This window comes from Paenibacillus sp. MDV22-iso6, assembly GCF_058408365.1.
Genome location: NZ_JBZVDZ010000001.1, coordinates 122,641 through 142,029, shown reverse-complemented (window position 1 = coordinate 142,029; position 19,389 = coordinate 122,641). Strand labels below are relative to the sequence as shown.

Below are 19,389 nucleotides of genomic sequence, written 5' to 3'. Positions count from 1 at the left end.
CGGAGCCTACTTTTTCACTCTAATTTTATAGATATATCATATCATAGCGTACGATCTACCTTGCTCTTATAGTGAACAAAGTTTCATCCGCCATCCTTACGGTGTATACTATACTTCTATGAATTGGAATTGGATTATACGCAGAAAGGTTTGAACTGAATGTCGACTCGCATACCCTATTATCGTCAGTTATTACTCGCTTTTTTACTAACTCTTATGCTGTTTATACTATCCGCCTGCGCTGATGGTGAAGCTCATGTCACGGTTAATATGGACGGTTCATCCGATCTGGCCCTGAATCTCAGCGTAACCGACTCAGCCCTGGGAATGATGGGACAAGACAATCTCATGACAATGCTCGCAAATACGTTGAAGCAGAATAATTTCCAGGCCGAAGTTTCGGACCAGGGAGATCGGACACAACTCAAAGCGACGACCCATTATGAGAAAAGTAATACCGTCTCTACCTTCAGCACGTCGGATCTACCTGATGGAATCAAAATGGAGCAATCCACTACACCTGGATTTTTCACTTCCAAATTGCATATTGCTGCGGAAGCAGACCTGATGCAGACCATACCCGATGGTGAGGTCAAAGACCAAATTAATAAGGTCCCCGGATTTCTCAAAAACCTGCTACTGAAAGATGTCAATTTTGATTTCAAGCTAACGCTGCCAATCAAAGCGCAGGATTCCAATGCAGATCTGGTTGAAGATCACGGAAAAACCCTAATTTGGCACGTCTCACCACTGAATACGAATAAGCTAGATTTGACCGTACAGGTCCCGAATATTCGGAACATTATAATTACGGGGGGCATTGCCTTGGTGCTGATCATTGCATTACTTATCTGGTTCATGGTCCGTCGCAGACGAACCCGACAGAGTCGGAATGTATAACTAACCACAGCGCAATAAGCTTGGAGGAGATGACTACTATTTCATTTCTGACTTGCCAAATGGTGTTATGGATAGTAGAATACATCCGTACTGTGTGAACGGTTAACTTAACTATGGAAAAGCTAAAGAGGTGACAGGTTTCATGAATATCCGGGAATGCCCATTGCCTGGTATCGGAGTGAAGTACCAGTTTGATACAAAAAGCGGTAATAAGTTGGTCATTATTGTCCACGAAGACGGACGCCGTGAATTATTCTCGGTGGACCCCAATGACAACGAAGAACTTACCCTAATTGCAGAACTGGAAGATGACGAGTGTGTAACCCTTTCGGGATTAATTGGAGGATGGTCCTGACATCTGTCAGGCTACTACCAACACCCACGGAAGACCAAAATAACCTGCCCTTGAATTTCAGAGGCAGGTTATTTTTTTTGATAACTTGAGACATGCAGCCCATCAGCGCTCATGCTGGGAGCGTATGTACGGAACCCATGTGTTTAGCACACGACTTATTTCCGTAGAGCTGAACGGTTTGCTGATAAAGTCCTGCATACCGCATTTCAGACAAGCTTCACGGTCGTTCGCTCCTGCAAATGCCGTGATGGCAGCAATGACCGGAATTTCAGGGTGGGTTTGCCTAATCCGGCAGGTCGCTTCAATCCCATCCATAACAGGCATTTGGATATCCATAAAGAGAAGGTCGTATGTCTCCCTTTCCAATGCTTTCACCGCTTCTGCACCATTCTCCACGATATCACATAGACCTCCGTGCTTACGAAGCATTTCCTCCAGCAAATGGCTGTTCAATGACTGATCCTCAGCTATAAGAATTTTGATCCCCGCTGCCAGACTTGTTCGATCCAGCTGCAGGTTGTGATCGGCCACCTCTTCAATCTGATCCGTAGACTCATCTTGCCATCGTTCAAGTAACAGGGTGAAGTGGAAATCCGCCCCCTCACCTGTCTCACTCTGTACACCAATGGCGCCGCCCATCAGTTCCACCAGCTTCTTGCTGATGGCCAGCCCCAGACCTGTGCCTCCATATTTGCGATTGATAGCCGGATCGAGCTGTGAGAAAGACTGGAACAGTTGATGTTGCTTATTGAACGGAATGCCAATCCCCGTATCTTTGACCGAAACGGACAAGATCAGATGATTCTCATTGTAAAATTCCGCTGGCTTAACGTTCACGTGAACCTGAATGCTTCCCTTCTCCGTGAATTTGATGGCATTGCCTACTAGATTAATCAGAATCTGACGAATGCGAGTTTCATCGCCTCGTACGCGTTCGGGAATCTGCTCTGACATTTCACAGTATAGTTCAATATTCTTTTCGGAAGCTCTAAGCGCAAATAGTTCCATGACCCCGCCAAGAACAGATTTAATATCCACTGGCTGGCGTTCAAGATCCATTTTTCCTGCTTCAATCTTACTGAAATCCAAGATCTCATTCAGAATGTGCAGCAGTGATTCACCACTGTCGATGATGATATCGGCGAAGCCGTTCTGCTCCTCATCCAACTCTGTTTCTTTTAACAGATGGGCCATGCCCATAATTCCATTCAGAGGTGTACGAAGCTCATGACTCATAATCGCCAGGAACTCGGACTTGGCTCGGTCCGCATGTTCTGCCACTTCCTTGGCACGAATGATGTCCTTCACCGATGTCATATCGCGGAAAACCAGTACAGCTCCACGATTCTCCCCCTGCTCCATTATCGGTTTCAGTTGGAACTCCGCCAGGAAGCTGGAGCCATCCTGCTTCCAAAATACAGACTCAGATCGCGGCAGGCTTCGCCCTTCACGTACAGCTTGAAGAATAGGAGTGCTATTGGACGGATAAGGTATACCCTCACTTTGCATTTGTAACATGATCTCTTCAAGTGGCTTGCCATTCATCTCAGACGGACAGAAATCCATCATCTCCGTTGCAATCGGATTGGCAAATATCAGGTTACCATTCTGATCGAGGCCAATGACTCCCTCAGACATGGCATTGAGAATCAATGCTCTTTCGTAACTGAGATTTTCAATTTCCTCTACATACCTTTTAGACTCCGTAATATCACTAGTTATTCCATAGACGCCCACGACACGATCCTCTAGCAAAATCGGAACATTAATCACACTTGTTTCAATGCGCTGTCCGTCTTTGTGAATCAACCCCACTTCATAGCTCTGTGCGATTCCTTTTACAGTCTCTTCAAAATGATACCTCGTCTTATCCAGGTCCACCGGGTCAATGAGATGATCAAAGGATGAACTAAGAAGTTCCTCCTTGGTATGGCCTGTCAATTGCTCTTGACCTGCATTGGCCTTAAGCAGGTTTCCGTCCAAATCCAATGAAGCAACTCCAAGAGGGTTACTGTCGAACAATGATTGGTACTCCTGAAGACTTAATTGCTGCTGCTTGCTCGCTGTAATATCACGGGTCACTCCAATCATTTCCTGCAGATTTCCCTGTATGTCATATACATAATGAGTGATGGTATCCGCCCATTTAACAGAACCATCCTTATGCTGGAGCCGATAGCTAATTCGATCAGGTGCAAGGCCCTGGATTTGACCAGCCACGAAAGCTTCAACTAGACGCACGTCGTCGGGGTGAATGCAGAACAGGCCAGGTTGACCAACAACTTCTTCTGGATCATATCCCAACATACTTTTGCTGGCTGGAGATACGTACTTGAACGTCCGCTCCGGATCGGCATGGTGTATGGCAATCAGGTCAAGCGAGGACTCGGCCAGCAATCTTGAGATTCGACTGCTCTCCTCCAACTGCTTGCGCTGTATAATCAATCGATTCTCCGCGTCCTTCTGCTTCGAAATATCCGCTGCCTGAACAAGCAAATAAAGCGGCTCGCCGCTCACTTCATCCCTGACGATGCAGGCTCTTACCGTCGCCCAGAGAAGAGAATCATCCTTACGCTTAAGCCGTAACTCAGTTTCATACATCAGACTTAATCCATTGGTCATATCCCAGAAATGGGATCTGAACTCCTCCATCTCTAAGTCTTCCTCATAGATCATATGTACAATTGGTGAGTCAATCAATTCATCTTCACTGTATCCCAGCATTTCACAAAATGCCGGATTAAGCTGAAGCCAACGTCCGTTCACATGCGAAGCAACAGCAATGCCGATCGGTGCATGTGTATATAACTGCTCGAACAGAGAGCGATTCTCTGCAATTGGATTCGACACCACATATCCTCCTTTATGGGGAATCTGAATATATTCCGTATGAACAGATCGACCTGAACATAACTTCATCTATAAGAGTAGTACCCCAAATGTCATGATTTATAAACGAGATCAACAAAAATTCCAGGCAATAATCGACATTCTTATCGTGTGTTCATGCTGTCTGTACTTGTAGACATACAAAATCGCATAAGTGTCGTCATATACTACAGAATACGCGTGCATACCCGTTTGTACAAGGCTGAACATCCAAATAATACTGGAGGTTATGATTATGATCATTGTTGCGAATCAACCGATTGAGCTGGTACGTTCGGATTGGTCTGCTTTTGCATGGCATTGGTTACAGCAACTACAGAACAGTCCAACAGTATACACATATCAATCCATGGATCATCTTCATTTTGAATGGACGTTGCGCGAGTCTCTGGTGGATGCAGCAGAAGCGCTCGATCGAAGCGGGGTCAGCTTTGCCTCGTTCGAGAAATCCAGATGTAATCCTGCCTATTGGAACCGAAATGCTGAAGGTGGCTTTGAACTAAGATCTGAGGTAACGCCTGCGGAAGGAATCCGGGACATATGGAAGAATGGTCATTTGTATGCCTTTGAATGTGCAACAGCGACTGTGATTGTCCTTTATGGCGGAGTATTGAACAGCATTCGGGAAGATGATTTCAATTCACTGTTCCGCAACCTTCTGCTCTACGACTGGCACTATGACAGCGATCTGCGATTAACGGAGAAGAACGGCAGCGACTCTGCGCTTCCTGGAGACGTATTGTACTTCAAAAATCCGGACGTTTCCCCTGAAACACCAGAGTGGCAGGGAGAGAATACCATTATGCTTCGTGAAGACGTATATTATGGTCATGGAATCGGGATTGCAAGCGGGCAAGAAATCATTCGTTCACTGAATCAAAACCGCATTCCTGGAAGTACAGTGTCAGCCTATTTGATGGATACGGTAATTTATCCGGACTTTCTATATCTATCCCGCTACGCCAAGAACAGTAACTCGAATTCACAAACAGCCTCATCTACTCCGGTCTTGCCGGGACAGTTGTATGTACGCATCGGTGGCAGCCGTTACTTGCGAGTCTAAACAGCTTAAAGCGTGATTATCATTAGGAGTACAGAATTGCTATAACGATATTTCATGCTGAAAACCCCGTAGAGCAGCAGGTCAACTGTTGCTTCACGGGGTTATTAGAACATTAGGGAAAGCCAGCCCAATAACGACCGTATTGTCCCACTGTTCCTTGTTATTCAGCTGAATTCGTTCATCTTTGTTATCCAATGGGGTCTAACTGTACAACGACCTGTTTGCCGCTCACCTGAATACCTGTCGTTTTACTGCCATACTCAGCCAGAGATTTGCACAGCTGTTCTGCCCATTCCTTGCCTGCTGTTCCTTCCTTGGCTCCATGCACCTGGATGACGAGCTTCACCGAGTCCCCCTTCGTCAGGATACGCTCTGCCTGAGATTGCTTGGTCTCCCGATCGTGGTCTTCCATCTGCAGGTTCAGTCGGATCTCCTTCACTTTACGTTTATCCGGGGATTTTACCGCCTTCTTCTTCTCTTGCTGCTTTTCCTGTCTCGCTGCTCCAGCGCCCATCAGTTTACATGGCGGCGGGCTGGTCATTAGAGACATACAAATCAGATCCACCTTATGCTGCTTCGCAAGTGCAAGTGCGTCACGAGTAGACATGATGCCGAGATCTTCACCGTTCAGGCCGGTCAGCTGGACTTCAGTCGCTTTAATTTTTTCATTTTTGATCATGGTACATCCTCCTCTACAACAAAAGCCTGTCCTGACCTATGACAGATCAAGAGCAGGCTTGGATGTTGTAACTGAATATTCATCATATATCTGGACGTAATGGTTATACGTCGGTTTTGTGCATCTTACAACGAGTTGAACGCTTCGGTCAGAACTGGAACAATTTGCGATTTGCGGGATACTACGCCTTTGAGCAACGCTCTGCTATCCGACAATGTTACATTGTACGCTTTTTCTACAGCTTTGGTGGAAGCACCATAAGCCAATGCAACGGAATCGTTGTTCAGGATGTCGGTTACGACAAATACGAACAGGTCGAGACCTTTGCTGGAAATAATTGCTTCAATCGCTGCTTCAAGCTCAGGTTGTTTCACAAGCACATCATTCACGTCAATCGCGTTCACTTGTGCAATTTCCACTTTTGCTTGGCCCATAGCGAATTCTTTCGCATCCAGGGAAATCAGTTCAGCAATCGTTTTCTGACTCAGGTCCGCGCCCGCTTTCAGCATCTCCAGACCATAGCTATCTGCATCCACACCAGCAATGGCAGCCAGTTCACGGGCTGCTGCTACATCTTGCTCTGTGCATGTTGGGGATTTGAACAACAGGGAGTCGGAAATGATTGCGGACAGCATCAGACCAGCAATCGGTGCGCTGATTTCCACACCGTTTTCTTTGTACAATTTATTCAAAATGGTTGCTGTACAACCTACAGGTTCTGCACGGAAATACAGAGGCTGGCTTGTCTCAAAGTTCGCGATCCGGTGATGGTCGATAACTTCAACAACCGTCACTTCCTCAATATCGCTGACACTTTGTTGACGCTCATTGTGGTCAACCAGGATGACCTTGTTCACTTCGTTAGCTGCTGTTTTGATCAGACGTGGCGCTGCCACTTTGAATTGGTCCAATGCAAATTGAGTTTCGCCGTTTACTTCGCCGAGACGAACAGCTTCAACGTCCTGACCCAATTTTGTCTTCAAGTCTGCATAGGCAATGGCCGAGCAGATCGTATCCGTATCGGGATTTTTGTGACCGAAGATTAATGCTTTTTCCATATTAATAGCCCTCCGTCAATTCTGATTTAGATTAATAAAATGTAATAATTCAAGCATACCCTTACTGATTATAGCGTTAATAAGGCTTAATTCCAATCCCTTTACAGCGAATTAATTACAAAATCATGTCAGGTCTTGCCTTTATACTCCGTAAACGAATGCACAACTCTGCCGTTCCGCCAGCTTCGATCCATTGTCGGTATGTATACCAATCCACATTCTCAAGAAAGTAAAAGGTTAGAGCTTCAACGGGATTTAATTTATACTTTTGTTTAAAGAGATTTATTTGAAATTCGCCGCGTGGATTAAACCTCGGGACCCTGACGGGTCTCTCCTCTTTTCACAAAAAGAGTCTGTAGACTCCCGTCTTCGCTGATCTCAAGCAAGTTCAATCGAGCACCATAAGCACATCCGCCATCAATGCCAATCTTGTCTCCACTGGGGTCAAACCAGACACCTGGCTCGTTATGCAAATTTTTGACTGGAGTATGACCGAATACCACGGTCTCCTTGAGCGATGTTGGTCTTGAATAGAACGGCTCCCGAATCCAAATGAAGTCACGCTCTGACTGAGTCCGCCAATCCTCCACATCCGGATTAATCCCGGCATGTACAAAGATATAACCAGGAATTTCGTATACAAGGGGAAGCTGTTCCAAAAAACGAAGATGATGCTCATAGTGTGTACGGAGCCACTGTTTGGCTTCAGTATAAACATCCCAGTCCAACTGCTCATCATCCAAAGAAACCTCAACATAGCTGGCCAGCGTCTGTAAACCTCCATTACGAATCCAGTGTTTGTCATAGTCCTCGACATCATGGTTCAGCGCCTTGACCATCATCGCATCATGATTTCCTTTGATCACAATAATATTGTACTGCTCGTGCATCTGCATAATCTGTTCCACGACCTCTTTGCTCTTCGGTCCGCGGTCGACATAATCACCTAACAAAATCAGCTCGTCCTGCTCCGGATCGTATGCTGCCTGCTCAAGCAGAGCATTGAATTCGTCGTAACAGCCATGAATATCACTAATGACACATCTGCGAATGTGAATCTCTCCTCTCCCTGATCACGCAAGAGTATAACCGGAACCTTGCTAAGCAAGGCTCCAGCCATTTCAGAATACTAATTCCCGTTCAGTACCGATTAATCCTGCTTTATACCAAAGGCTTCCGCTATCAGGCTGAATGAACGCAAACGATCCTCGAATGAGTGAATCGCTGATGCAATAATAACTTCATCCGCTTCATAACGTTCAGCCATTGCCGTAATTTTGTCTTTTACCTGATCCGGTGTACCTACAATGGAAAAAGAACGGCGTTGACGGATCTGTTCCATCTCCATGGCCGTAAATGGATAGTTGTTCACCGTTTCCAGGGATGGGAATGAGTTCTGCTCCAGACCCCGGCCAAGCCGCAGGAAGAATAATTCATTGCTGCGAGCCAGTTCAGCGGCTGCTTCTTCAGTCTCTGCACAGAATGCCGACACCGCAATCATGGAGTGTGGTTTGTCATTCAGGATAGAAGGCTTGAAATGTCTGCGATAATGCTTCATCGCTTCCTCTCCACCCGGCGTTCCGAAAAATTGGGCAAACGCGTAAGCGGTCCCTTGTGCTGCAGCAATTCGTGCACCTTCGGAACTGGAGCCGAGAAGCCATACTTCGGGAACAGTTGGTACGGATGGTCCGGCTACTAAGGATGCAAAACGATGATCTTCCGGCAGCTGTTCATGAAAGTATCCACCCAGATCGGCAATCTGCTGCGGGAAGAATTGCACATTCGATGACTTTCCTTCATTCAGAGCCCTGCTGGCAATCGGCATGCCGCCCGGTGCTCTACCAATGCCAAGATCGATTCGGCCAGGGTGTAGTGCTTCCAGCAAACGAAAGTTCTCGGCAACTTTATATGCACTGTAATGGGGCAGCATAATGCCTCCTGAACCTACGCGAATTCGATCGGTATGTGCTGCAACGTGTGCAATCATAACTTCCGGACTGGAAAATGACAGTGCCCCGCTGCCATGATGCTCCGACATCCAGAAGCGGGAGAAGCCCAGTTCATCCGCATGTTTGGCAAGAGTTACCGTCTCCCGAAGGGTATCCTGTACCGTCCGTCCTTCATTAATATGTCCATGTTCAAGTACACTAAGTTTCATCTATATTCATTCCTTTCGTCATCTGCGTTAGTGGCTGCATCTTCCATTGTAACATTATTGATTACAGTTTCAAAGGTTATCTCCTTTTCATTACACGTTTCGATTTACGATGAATAAACAAATAACGCCACCAGCTCGTGAGCCAGTGACGTTATAGTATTTCATACATTTAAAAATTCAATTACGGTGCACGTTTGGGTAACAGCTTCACATACTCGTCAGACAGCTTCATCAAGCTGAGCACGTGCTCATAGTCAGAACGATACGGTTCAAGATCCGTGACGGGTTCATACGTTTTTAACGAGTAGGCTGTTCCATCATCAAAGCCCGCACCCGGAATAAACATAATGTCATTGTTCACAAATGAACCTGTCGGCAAGTAATACCGGATACCGAACGCATTATGGTCCATGTTAAGCAAATCGTGTCCAAAGGCTGTGAATTTCTCTTCCTTCAAAGAGACACCCATCAAGTTCATCACCGTTGGCAAAATATCCAACTGACCACCAGGCTGTTCTATGACTTGACCTTTCGCCTGTTTCGGTGTGTGGATCAAGAGCGGGATGTTGAAACGACTAACTTTACCGTCATAGGGCACGCCCAGATTGGTCTGAATCTGCTGAGTAATCTCATCGTTTGCCGGCAGACCAAAATGGTCACCATATATAACGAGTGTTGTGTTATCCCACAACCCATTTGCCTTGAGTTCATCGATCAACTGACCTACTGCATAATCCGTATAATTGATCGCCTGCAGGTAATCACGCAGTAACGTATTGGTGATAGTGGCCGGGATGGTAATTCTCGCCCGGTCCGCCGGAACCGTAAACGGCGAGTGGCTGGATGCTGTAATGAATTGAGCATAGAACGGCTGATTAGCAGCCTGATGCGCAGCCATTTTTTCCACACCTACACGATATAGCTCCTCATCCGATGGTCCAAAATCATTAAACTTATCATTCTTGAAGCTGGGTTTGTCGAAGTACCGATTGAATCCAAGCGCCGGATACATTTTGTTCCGGTTCCAGAAGGTGACGTCATTAACGTGGAACGTTTCAGATTCATATCCTTCTTTCCCAAGCAGTTTCGGAAGACTTGGCAGATCACGGTCACTATACCCTGCTGACATAGGTACAACTCCGGTTGGATAGATGGATGTGTTCGACATAAACTCAGCATCCGATGTATTTCCCTGTCCGATCTGTTGGAAAAAATGAGAGAAATAATAGCTTTCTTTGGCCAGATCATTCAGAACCGGGGTTAGTACCTGACCATTGAGAGAAGCATTAATCGGGAAGTTTTGAAATGACTCCAGTTGGAGGACAATCAAGTTGCTTCCTTTGGCCTGACCAAAATATTTGGTTTTAATAGCCGTGTCTTGACTAGACTTATCCTGATACGGATACTTGCTAACCAGTTGATTAATCTTGTCGATGGTTTCGTTAATGTTGCCATTCGCAATGGCTTCATTCTCTTTGCTCGTCAGAATCGCCGATGACACCTGGTAATTCAGAAAGCCCAGATTTTCGGCACGAACCAATTCATTATCAATGGTTTCCCCTTTGACAATGAAGCTGCCGGACAGCACGATGCAAAAAGCAGCCGTAAGGGCTACACCCAACTTGCCCCAATACCGTCTCCGGCTTCTGCCGAAATGGAGTCCACTGTCACGATAGCTGCTGTTACGAGCTGAGGCACGTCGACTGCGCAAGATAAACCATACGGGCAGAGCGAGTACGATATCCACAAAAAACAGGAAGTGCTCAGGTCGCACCAAAGGCCCGATACTGCCCCTCACTTGGGCGACTTGGCCCAGTTCGCTGAGTGCCGTATATGTGGGAACCGAACTGAAATGTACGTTATAAAGTGTCGCCGCGAACAATACCAGCGAGAACAACACATTAAAACCTGCGTACACTGAACGCTTCCACCCTTTGGGCACGATCAGATCGAGGATGCATACCACTGTCAGGGCCCCCAATGCGTCAGTAACGAAACCGATGCCAGACAGACCCTGGAAAAAGAAATACCGCAAAAGCGACAGCTTCAGCAGCATAAGAATAAATAACACGGCAAATAAAGTCCGTGATGAGGTCCGCTCATTTTTGGAATTAAACATGGTCGCTTTCAACCCTTATCTGAAATTTTTACGTTCCTTTTACAAAACGCATATTTCAGTATAACAGTTTTAGGGTTGGTATTCCATGAGGGGATATGGAAACATTACGCAATCGTCGATATATCGCCATCCTGCCTGTTTTCGTTTGGGTCCTGCTTCTGAGCAAGGAGTGCCGCCTGTGCGGCAGCGATACGGGCAAGCGGTACCTGTTCTGGCAGACAGCTCACATAATCCAGACCAATCCGGTGGCAAAAAGCAATGGAAGCCGGATCGGCTGCATTCTCGCCATAGATGCCTGCTTTTAGATGAGGTTTCCGAATTCGGCCCTGAACGAGAGCCATCTCCACCAACTGCCCCACTCCGTCGATATCCAGTACCTGAAATGGATTGCTGGGCAGTGAGCGTTGTGACTCAATAAAATGAAGGAATGGCTTCTCCGTATTATGACGACTGTAACCAAACGTCATCTGTGTCAGCTCATCGGTGCCAAACGAGAAGAAGTCCGCATGACGCGCGATGGGAGCTGCAGTCAATGCCGCTCGAGGAACTTCAATTCGTGCTCCCACTCTGTAAAGACAGTGACGCTTCTCCTCTCCAAGCACCTGGTCCGCTACATGATCCACCAGATCTCTCATGACTTGAAGTTCATTGGCATGGCCCACCAAAGGAATCATAATCTCAGGCCGCACCCATAACCCTTGGCGGATGCCCTTCACCGCTGCACGAAAAATAGCTTCAAGCTGCATATCGTAGATTTCCGGGAACACAGTTCCCAGTCGACAGTCCTGCTGTCCTAGCAACGGATATTGTTCATGCAATTCCAGCACCCTGCGAATGACACGCTCAAGCTCCTGCACTTCGGTGTTATTTTCCTCTAATTTCCTGAGAGCCAACTGCTCACGTCGTTCTTTTAACCTTTCAATATCAGGCAGCAGCTCATGCAGCGGCGGATCAAGCAATCGAATGGTTACCGGATAACCATCCATTGCTTCGAAGAGTTGTTCAAAATCAGCCTGTTGCATCGGCAACAGACGTTCCAGTCCACGTTTGCGCTCTGCTTCGCTGTCTGCCAGAATCATTTTCTGTACAAAAGGAAATCTCGAAGCAGACAACAACAGTTGTTCTGTCCGACACAATCCAATGCCCTCAGCCCCTAACGAGCGGGCCTTCACGGCGTCCTTTGGATGATCCACATTCGAAAGTATTGTAAGCCCCTTCATTTCATCTGCCCATTCAAGTAGGAGCTGTAACTCGGATGATAAATTTGAAGATGCTTTCAGCAATTCCGTCACATGCCAAGGCTGGATACGTAATATGGCATCCTCTTTGGTGATTACCTCTTCATCCACAAGATCTACAGTACTCCTCAGCGTCGCCTGTGAGGTTAACCTTGCTTCACTAATTTCCACAAGATACAAGGTCCCAGAATCCACAACAAATTGAATCTCCTGTACTTCTCTCGTGTGGGACTCCAGATAACCGCAAGCATCCTGCAAAAGACCATACAGTTCAGACTCTTCATTCCGCAGTTGATCCAGTCCTTCATTTGAACGCCGAGAAGCATCAGTTGAAATGTAATCCCCTGTCATACCTCGTTCCCCGGTACCTGGATGACGAGAATATACCGTTCCGAACCCGCTGCGGTCACCACGCTCGCCATTGACCATCACCTGTATAAGAACAGCTGCTCCTTGAGTTTCATCGGAGAAATGAGAAGGATTACGAAGAAGTTCTTGTTGGGAGTTGGGCCTTATAACACGTTGTGAATCAGAAACTGCACGCATCACTTGTTTTAACTGTAACTGCACATCCTGAGGGAACGGATGACGTCCTCTCTCTTCTATTAAACGTTTATATTCCGCGATGGTGAATTCTAGATTCGCTTCATCGAGTATCGAGATGTCTTCCAATTTTTCTTCAAATAGATCATACGGAATGTCGTACACCAGTTGACCATAATCTTGTAATAAAATTCGATAACAATTAAGGGCATACTGACGATCATTCGTTTGCTTAGCGAGCCCCTCCACCGTCACATCATTCAGTCCTACATGAAGCAAAGCATGGGATGCCGTATTACGGGAACTCGATTCACTTGACCGGACGGAAAGCAGCAGCGGTGTTAAGGAATCGCCGAAGAATTTGCCGGATTGCTGCTCAAGATGCTGAATTGCGCTGCCAATCTCTTGGGTTCCTTCAGCTGAAAGATGTGCAAGACGGGTACAGAATGCGCGACAGCCTTCCTTTGTTACAATGAATCCGGCCGGAACGGGCCAACCTGCCTGGAGCAACGCCGCAAGTTCAGCCCCTTTAATACCCATTAGCCCTTTCATCTCTGCCGTACCTTCTTCCAATAGAACTACCCGTTTCGTCATTACAGCGCTCCCATCTGCCATTACATGGCTGTGCTTAAAAGGCAATTCGTTGGCTCGAATTGTCCTTTATCTAATGGTATGTCGCAATGCGGCAGTCAAGGACATATGCTTCCTCTTTTTGTGCTTGAATTGAAGTTGTATGACAGGTGCTCATATATGGTAATATAAAGCTTGACTCAAACTAAAAAGCTACATCCAAAGGCATACCTGCTTCAACCATGATCAACTACGTATATAAGGAGTGTAAATCAATGTTTACTCAAGTCGGACAAATTATGTTGTATGTAAATGATCAGGATAAGGCTCTTCAATTTTGGACAGAAAAAGCAGGTTTCCATATCGTTAACGAAGTCAATGGGAATGGAATGCGCTGGATCGAGATTGCTCCTGTGAAGGATGCTCAAACCACCATTATCCTGCACGACAAAGAATTCGTTGCCAAAATGTCCCCTGAATTAAACCTTGGTACACCATCTCTCATGCTTTTCACAGATAACTTGGATCAACTATACACTCACTTATCCAATAAACAAGTTACGGTTGGCGAGATTGTAACGATGCCTGGCGGAAGAGTATTCAACTTTGCAGATGACGAAAACAATTACTTTGCTGTTATGGAGAAAAATTAAATCTCCTGGATCACCTGAGTAATACCACATCAAAAAGCCCGTTCAGTAGTGAACAGGCTTTTTTCTATATATTTTGCTCATATGCAAACCTGCCTGCATACGTTGCTGTTTTCCCATGTTGTTGCGCAGTAATTCCACGTGATTTTTTGCATATTTATTTTTAAATGGATATACAACTCCACATATTACCCGTTTCTAACGTTAAAGATTTGAGTTAAATTACATACTATAGCGTTTTAAAGGAGGCTTCGATATGTGCGGAAGATTCACGATTACAGATCCAATCGAAGAAATTATGGACAGGTACTATGCTTCTATTGCTGAAGGATATGAGTACAAACCTAATTACAACGCTGCACCTATGCAATTCATCCCGACAATTATCGGTAGCAAAGACGGTAATCGATTGGGGGCGCTCCGATGGGGTTTAGTTCCTAATTGGGCCAAGGATGAAAAAATAGGAAATAAAATGATTAATGCCCGTGCAGAGACCCTCACAGAGAAACCTGCCTTTAAGCGCCTGATCAGTTCCAAGCGTTGTATTATCCCATGCTCGGGATTTTATGAATGGAAAAAGGATGGATCCGTAAAGCAACCCATGCGGATTTTAATGAAAGATGCCTCCATCTTCTCGCTTGCTGGTCTATACGATACTTGGATTGATCCAGAAGGTAACAAGCTTTCAACTTGCACTATCATTACTACGGAACCTAACAATCTTATGGCGGACATCCACGATCGTATGCCAGTCATTCTCCGGCCGCAAGATGAAGCGGATTGGCTAAACAAGGAATCGGACAAGGAAAGCGTTCTGAGGCTTCTCAGCCCGCATGAGGCCGATGAAATGATAGCTTACAAGGTGGATTCTGCAGTAGGTAATGTGCGAAATAATAACGAGGAATTGATCAAAGAGGTCAGTTAAGAATAAAAAGGAGCAGCGAGGTTATCCCCTCTGCTCCTTTATGTTAATGAATTAATAGAGATATATCATTAAGCTCTAAGGATTCCATATTCTCAGCCATGTCAACGATTGTATACGATTACTCAAGTATAATTCAATTGTGAGATTTAGCAGAGAATGTGATTTTCCTCGTGATTTTTTAAATTAATTTAGTGCTCCCGTGTTGCCTAATTCATCCCAAATACTGCAGTATATCGTCGATTTTCTTTCCGTGGGAGATGACACCATAATTCATCCAGGTCATAAAATCCACCTCATATACATGACCGCTTTTCACTGCAGGCAGCCGTCTCCACTCATCTCTTTCCAGAAGCTTCCGTTCCTCTCCGGCATAGGCAGAATCCATATTGTCAAATGTAATAAAGAGATGATCTGCTTCAAGCTGACTCAGCTGCTCAAGCCCAATACCGACTCTTCTACTTTGACTCGCCCATTGCTGTACACGAAAATGCGGGGTCAATCCGAGATCTTGATACAATACCGGTCCTACGTAACCATATTGGTTCCCGTAGAGTATAATTTCAGATGACGAAATACGTAAAAGAGCTACCGTTTGTCCCCGCGCATGACGTGCCAACTGTCCCTTGGCCTCAACGGCTTTATCCTCATAGGCACCTATTACATCCTGAACCCGATTTACTTTTCCCAATATATCTGCTGTCGATTTCAAAATGGAACGCCAATCCTCTCCCTCGTGCTCCATATAAAATGTCGGGGCTATTTGCTCAAACCGCTCCAGATTCCAGCGTTGGTATCCGTTGTTCAGCATAATAAATTCAGGTACATTCGTCTCATTAAACCCTATGTCCAGCTGAGTAACATCAAATTCAGGAACATCTTCCAACCCTAAATATTGCTGTCTTCCCCAAGAACGATGGGAAGTTTGCAGTATCGGTTTTATTCCAAGGGCAAGAACAAAGTCCTCCAGATACGGAGCAAACACACGCACCTCTTGACGGTGATGTCGCCGATACAATCCCGGTGAAATACCTGTATATTGCTTGAATCGGCGACCAAAATAATATTCGTTATTAAATCCCACATTCTGTGCAATATCATGCAAGCGATCATCGGTCATCTGTAACAGCAGTTTGGAATGCTCCAATCGTACAGCATTTACATAATCAAGCGGAAGCTTGCCTGTAATCTCTTTGAATTGTCGGGTATAACTGGATCTGGTAAGCCGGACCTCTGCTGCCAGATCGTCAACCGTTATGGGCTGATCATAGTGTTCGCGAATATAACGAATCGAGCTTTGAAGCCGTGCACGGTCATCCGGCGATTCAATCTCGGGATCATTTTGCCGAAGCAGCACACGGAACCACTCCTGAAAACGCAGTTGTATCTCCCATTGGTCCAACCAATCTTGAGCAGTCAGCCCACGCAATATCTGTTCCAACGATTTCAGACAGGAACTCCATGGACTATAATTCAGCTCAATAAGAGGCAACCGATCTGGATCTGATATAAAGGCTTGCGGCTCGTGTTGCACCGTTTCACCTGTTATACTCAACCTACTGGCCTTATCTTCTTTCACCTCAGCTACCATCAGCTCAATTCTATAATATTGCAGCTCACAGGAGCCTTCAATCACAATGGTACGTCCAGCTGGAACAAACATAATCATCCCTTTTTCCAGACGAGTGTGCCTATTGTCCAAAGAGTCTATTGAGCCATGCCCACCCGTCACTACGAAAAGAGCGTGTGAGGATGTCTTGTTATATGTCTGCCTGTTGGCGATATCGACTTGGCTATAATCCATGTATTTCATATGTTGAAGCAAGCATAACCAGGGCTTGGGAATCAGTTGTACAATCGTGGGACACATATTCATCTTCCTTAATTGAGAATTATTATCATTTATAATAGTGTAAACGAAAAAAGAAAGCTCTTCAACCCTGAGGGAAGAACTTTCTTATGGAAAAGGGATTATGGCGTCATTTTTTGCAAGAGATCATCAATCTTCATTGTGTTTGCCGTAATCGCACCTGATTGCCAATACGATCTTTCCATCATGTACACATGGTTGTTTTTGACTGCCGGGAGAGATTTCCACAACTTGCTATCCAGCACCTTCAAAGCTTCCTTGTTCTCTGGAGATGACCACTCTCCATTGGATGGAAATACAATAATATGATCCGCATCAAGCTCTGGAAAAGCCTCTTCGGACAGAATTTCCTGATATTCTTCCATCTTGGCGACCAGAGGATGAGGTGTTAGACCAAGCTCCGAATAAAGAAATCCGGTAAATCGATTTTTCACACCGAACAATGCCAATGTATTATTGCTGATATTCAATCGGACAACCGCTACGGTCTCATCCCCAACGGCTGCCTGAAGTTTCGCCTTAGCATCTGCAATCTTGGCCTCAAATGCCGCAACAACTTCTTTACCCTTGTCCGGTTTACCGACAACATCGGCAATAGTCGTCAAGATTTGATTGGAATCCTGCAAAATATCTTCAGGCAGACGATACGTCGGTGCCACCTTTGAATACATCTCATATTTCTCCATGTCCGCTCCGCCATCCACAATGATGAGATCCGGATCATACTCCAACAAAGCCTCAATGCTACCTGTAGTATCGAATTGAGGCACATCCAGATCCAGATATTCCTGCACACCCCACATCGGATTATACCACTGTACTACAGGTGTGATATCGAGAGCCTTGAGATAATCTTCCACATAAATACCAGCAATCCGCTGCGGATGCACCGGGATCGTCACATCACCGAATTCATCCTGAACGACACGTGTCTCTGCTTCTTTTTCTGTTGTTTCAGATGTACTGCCATCCGAAACCGCTGTCTCAGATGCAGGAGCCTCTTCTGCTTTTGACTCAGAATTTGCACTACACCCCGATATAACTACCACTATGAGTAGCAGTATGATCGTCCACCCTTTGAAGCCTTTACTGAAGCTTACCATGATACCCTTCACCCCTATGTAATCTGTTGTTGTATCGGTGAGAACATGTTTTATAAATAATGATTATCATTCTCACTCAATGCTTAGATGAATTGTACCTTATGCTGTGTAAAACTCACAATACACATTCGCAGCTATTTTTTTATACAAACGAAAAGAATATACAACCGTCACCCCCGCTTAACGCAGGGGCAATGTACCTTGTTGATAACGTTCAAGTAATTGCATAACAAATGAATCCTGCATTTCGTCCTGTAACAGGGCAGCGCCAATCAATCCAATATCATCACTGACATATCCGGCCAGTTCAGGATCGCCCGCAAGAGCGATCGTTCGTTTGAAAGCCAGTTCCCTGCTTGCACGAAGCACTTCTTCTTCCACGACGTCAGACTGAGCAAACCGTTCAAATGCCTGCATCCACTCATCGGCAAATTCGGAAGCATCCCGTTGATCCAGATAGGCTTCCACATCCAGTCCTTCGAATGTCTGCTGACTAAGAAGCCGCCCCTCATTCATATCAGCCAGCAATTTATCCACATCCACTCTACTCATCCGGCTTCCCTCCTCCATTCGGTGCTGTTAAATACATCTCGGGAATCACAAAACGCTTCATCTCACGTTCCCCATCCGCAGTAAAATGATCCAATGCAAGAGCCTGATATTCATTCAGGACATGCTCAAAAATACGAGCAATCACACTACAATCAGCTAAGGCATTGTGCCTGTGAATTCCGTCTGTATTCAGGTCATAATACTGGATCAGGAAATCGGTAGAGATGACCTCGGAGATTTCAGGATGAATATATGTAAACATCGCTTTTGTATCCAACACCGGATTGGTAAACATCGGCAGCCCATTCATATCACAATGTCGTTTCAATATGGGCAAATCATACTCATAACCCGCCTGCGTTACTAACACCTTATCCCCGATGAATTCCAGAAAAGCCTGGTATGCTTCTGCAAATGAGGGAGCCTGGATCATATCCTCATTTGAAATACCCGTTAACTTCGAGACCGCTTCCGGAATCGGTTTAAAGGCACATGCAAGTGAAGTGAACGATGAATCTAATGATTCTCCTTTTTTGTAGTTCATTGCACCAAATTGGGTCACACTCTCCTCTGCCGGATTAATCCCTGTGCCCTCTAGATCAAATATGCAGTACATCCTATCTTGCAAGCGAGAGACTCTTAGCTCTTCAACAGTGTACGTATCCGGCATAAATGTAATCTTCATTTGGCTCTCCCCTTTTTCATCTATAGAACGCATAT

Annotated in this window: 16 protein-coding genes; 5 read left to right on the top strand and 11 right to left on the bottom strand. The window is 45.6% G+C overall.

Going from position 1 to position 19,389, the window contains the following annotated elements; translation table 11 throughout:
* Nucleotides 1-159 precede the first annotated feature (159 nt).
* Nucleotides 160-900: a hypothetical protein gene (locus AC4PM4_RS00730; RefSeq protein ID WP_072732543.1), complete on the top strand. Its 741-nt coding sequence runs from the start codon at nt 160-162 to the stop codon at nt 898-900.
* 142 nt (nt 901-1,042) lie between these two features.
* The gene (locus AC4PM4_RS00725; RefSeq protein ID WP_053779896.1) at nt 1,043-1,255 is read left to right on the top strand and encodes a cation:proton antiporter regulatory subunit; all 213 of its coding nucleotides are present in this window, start codon (nt 1,043-1,045) and stop codon (nt 1,253-1,255) included.
* Nucleotides 1,256-1,357: 102 nt separating this feature from the next.
* On the opposite strand, the gene AC4PM4_RS00720 is transcribed toward AC4PM4_RS00725, so the two are convergent.
* Nucleotides 1,358-4,105: a hybrid sensor histidine kinase/response regulator gene (locus AC4PM4_RS00720; RefSeq protein ID WP_491612451.1), complete on the bottom strand. Its 2,748-nt coding sequence runs from the start codon at nt 4,103-4,105 to the stop codon at nt 1,358-1,360.
* 274 nt (nt 4,106-4,379) lie between these two features.
* Between AC4PM4_RS00720 and AC4PM4_RS00715 the strand changes: the two genes are divergently transcribed.
* Complete coding sequence (locus AC4PM4_RS00715) at nt 4,380-5,207, top strand: protein-glutamine gamma-glutamyltransferase (protein WP_491612450.1); 828 nt, start codon at nt 4,380-4,382, stop codon at nt 5,205-5,207.
* A gap of 187 nt (nt 5,208-5,394) precedes the next feature.
* Here AC4PM4_RS00715 and infC read toward each other — a convergent pair whose 3' ends face one another.
* The 6 genes from infC to AC4PM4_RS00685 all read right to left on the bottom strand — a co-directional run bounded on the left by infC (nt 5,395) and on the right by AC4PM4_RS00685 (nt 13,596).
* Nucleotides 5,395-5,886 carry a translation initiation factor IF-3 gene (gene infC, locus AC4PM4_RS00710; protein ID WP_063563371.1) on the bottom strand — a complete coding sequence of 164 codons (492 nt, stop codon included), beginning with the start codon at nt 5,884-5,886 and terminating at the stop codon, nt 5,395-5,397.
* A 125-nt stretch (nt 5,887-6,011) separates the two neighbouring features.
* A complete protein-coding gene (locus AC4PM4_RS00705) occupies nt 6,012-6,944 on the bottom strand; it encodes a manganese-dependent inorganic pyrophosphatase (RefSeq protein ID WP_063563370.1) in 933 nt (310 codons plus the stop codon).
* 305 nt (nt 6,945-7,249) lie between these two features.
* Nucleotides 7,250-7,981 carry a metallophosphoesterase family protein gene (locus AC4PM4_RS00700; protein ID WP_491613046.1) on the bottom strand — a complete coding sequence of 244 codons (732 nt, stop codon included), beginning with the start codon at nt 7,979-7,981 and terminating at the stop codon, nt 7,250-7,252.
* Nucleotides 7,982-8,094: 113 nt separating this feature from the next.
* Entirely contained in the window at nt 8,095-9,102 is a 1,008-nt protein-coding gene (locus tag AC4PM4_RS00695) for an LLM class flavin-dependent oxidoreductase (protein ID WP_269056026.1), read from the bottom strand.
* Between the two features lie 181 nt (nt 9,103-9,283).
* The gene (locus AC4PM4_RS00690; protein ID WP_491612449.1) at nt 9,284-11,221 is read right to left on the bottom strand and encodes an LTA synthase family protein; all 1,938 of its coding nucleotides are present in this window, start codon (nt 11,219-11,221) and stop codon (nt 9,284-9,286) included.
* Between the two features lie 104 nt (nt 11,222-11,325).
* Nucleotides 11,326-13,596 carry a putative PEP-binding protein gene (locus AC4PM4_RS00685; protein ID WP_491612448.1) on the bottom strand — a complete coding sequence of 757 codons (2,271 nt, stop codon included), beginning with the start codon at nt 13,594-13,596 and terminating at the stop codon, nt 11,326-11,328.
* Nucleotides 13,597-13,847: 251 nt separating this feature from the next.
* Between AC4PM4_RS00685 and AC4PM4_RS00680 the strand changes: the two genes are divergently transcribed.
* On the top strand, nt 13,848-14,225 hold the full coding sequence (locus AC4PM4_RS00680) for a VOC family protein (protein WP_053779906.1): 378 nt from the start codon (nt 13,848-13,850) through the stop codon (nt 14,223-14,225).
* Between the two features lie 253 nt (nt 14,226-14,478).
* A complete protein-coding gene (locus AC4PM4_RS00675) occupies nt 14,479-15,147 on the top strand; it encodes an SOS response-associated peptidase (RefSeq protein ID WP_310852735.1) in 669 nt (222 codons plus the stop codon).
* Between the two features lie 211 nt (nt 15,148-15,358).
* On the opposite strand, the gene AC4PM4_RS00670 is transcribed toward AC4PM4_RS00675, so the two are convergent.
* The 4 genes from AC4PM4_RS00670 to AC4PM4_RS00655 form a co-directional block, all read right to left on the bottom strand.
* The gene (locus AC4PM4_RS00670; protein ID WP_491612446.1) at nt 15,359-16,948 is read right to left on the bottom strand and encodes a helix-turn-helix domain-containing protein; all 1,590 of its coding nucleotides are present in this window, start codon (nt 16,946-16,948) and stop codon (nt 15,359-15,361) included.
* 167 nt (nt 16,949-17,115) lie between these two features.
* The gene (locus AC4PM4_RS00665) at nt 17,116-18,117 is read right to left on the bottom strand and encodes an ABC transporter substrate-binding protein (protein ID WP_310852733.1); all 1,002 of its coding nucleotides are present in this window, start codon (nt 18,115-18,117) and stop codon (nt 17,116-17,118) included.
* A 180-nt stretch (nt 18,118-18,297) separates the two neighbouring features.
* Nucleotides 18,298-18,669 carry an immunity protein PIM1 family protein gene (locus AC4PM4_RS00660; RefSeq protein ID WP_175381236.1) on the bottom strand — a complete coding sequence of 124 codons (372 nt, stop codon included), beginning with the start codon at nt 18,667-18,669 and terminating at the stop codon, nt 18,298-18,300.
* Entirely contained in the window at nt 18,662-19,387 is a 726-nt protein-coding gene (locus AC4PM4_RS00655) for a 3'-5' exonuclease (protein WP_491612445.1), read from the bottom strand. The genes AC4PM4_RS00660 and AC4PM4_RS00655 overlap by 8 nt, the downstream gene beginning before the upstream one ends.
* Between the last annotated feature and the right edge of the window lie 2 nt (nt 19,388-19,389).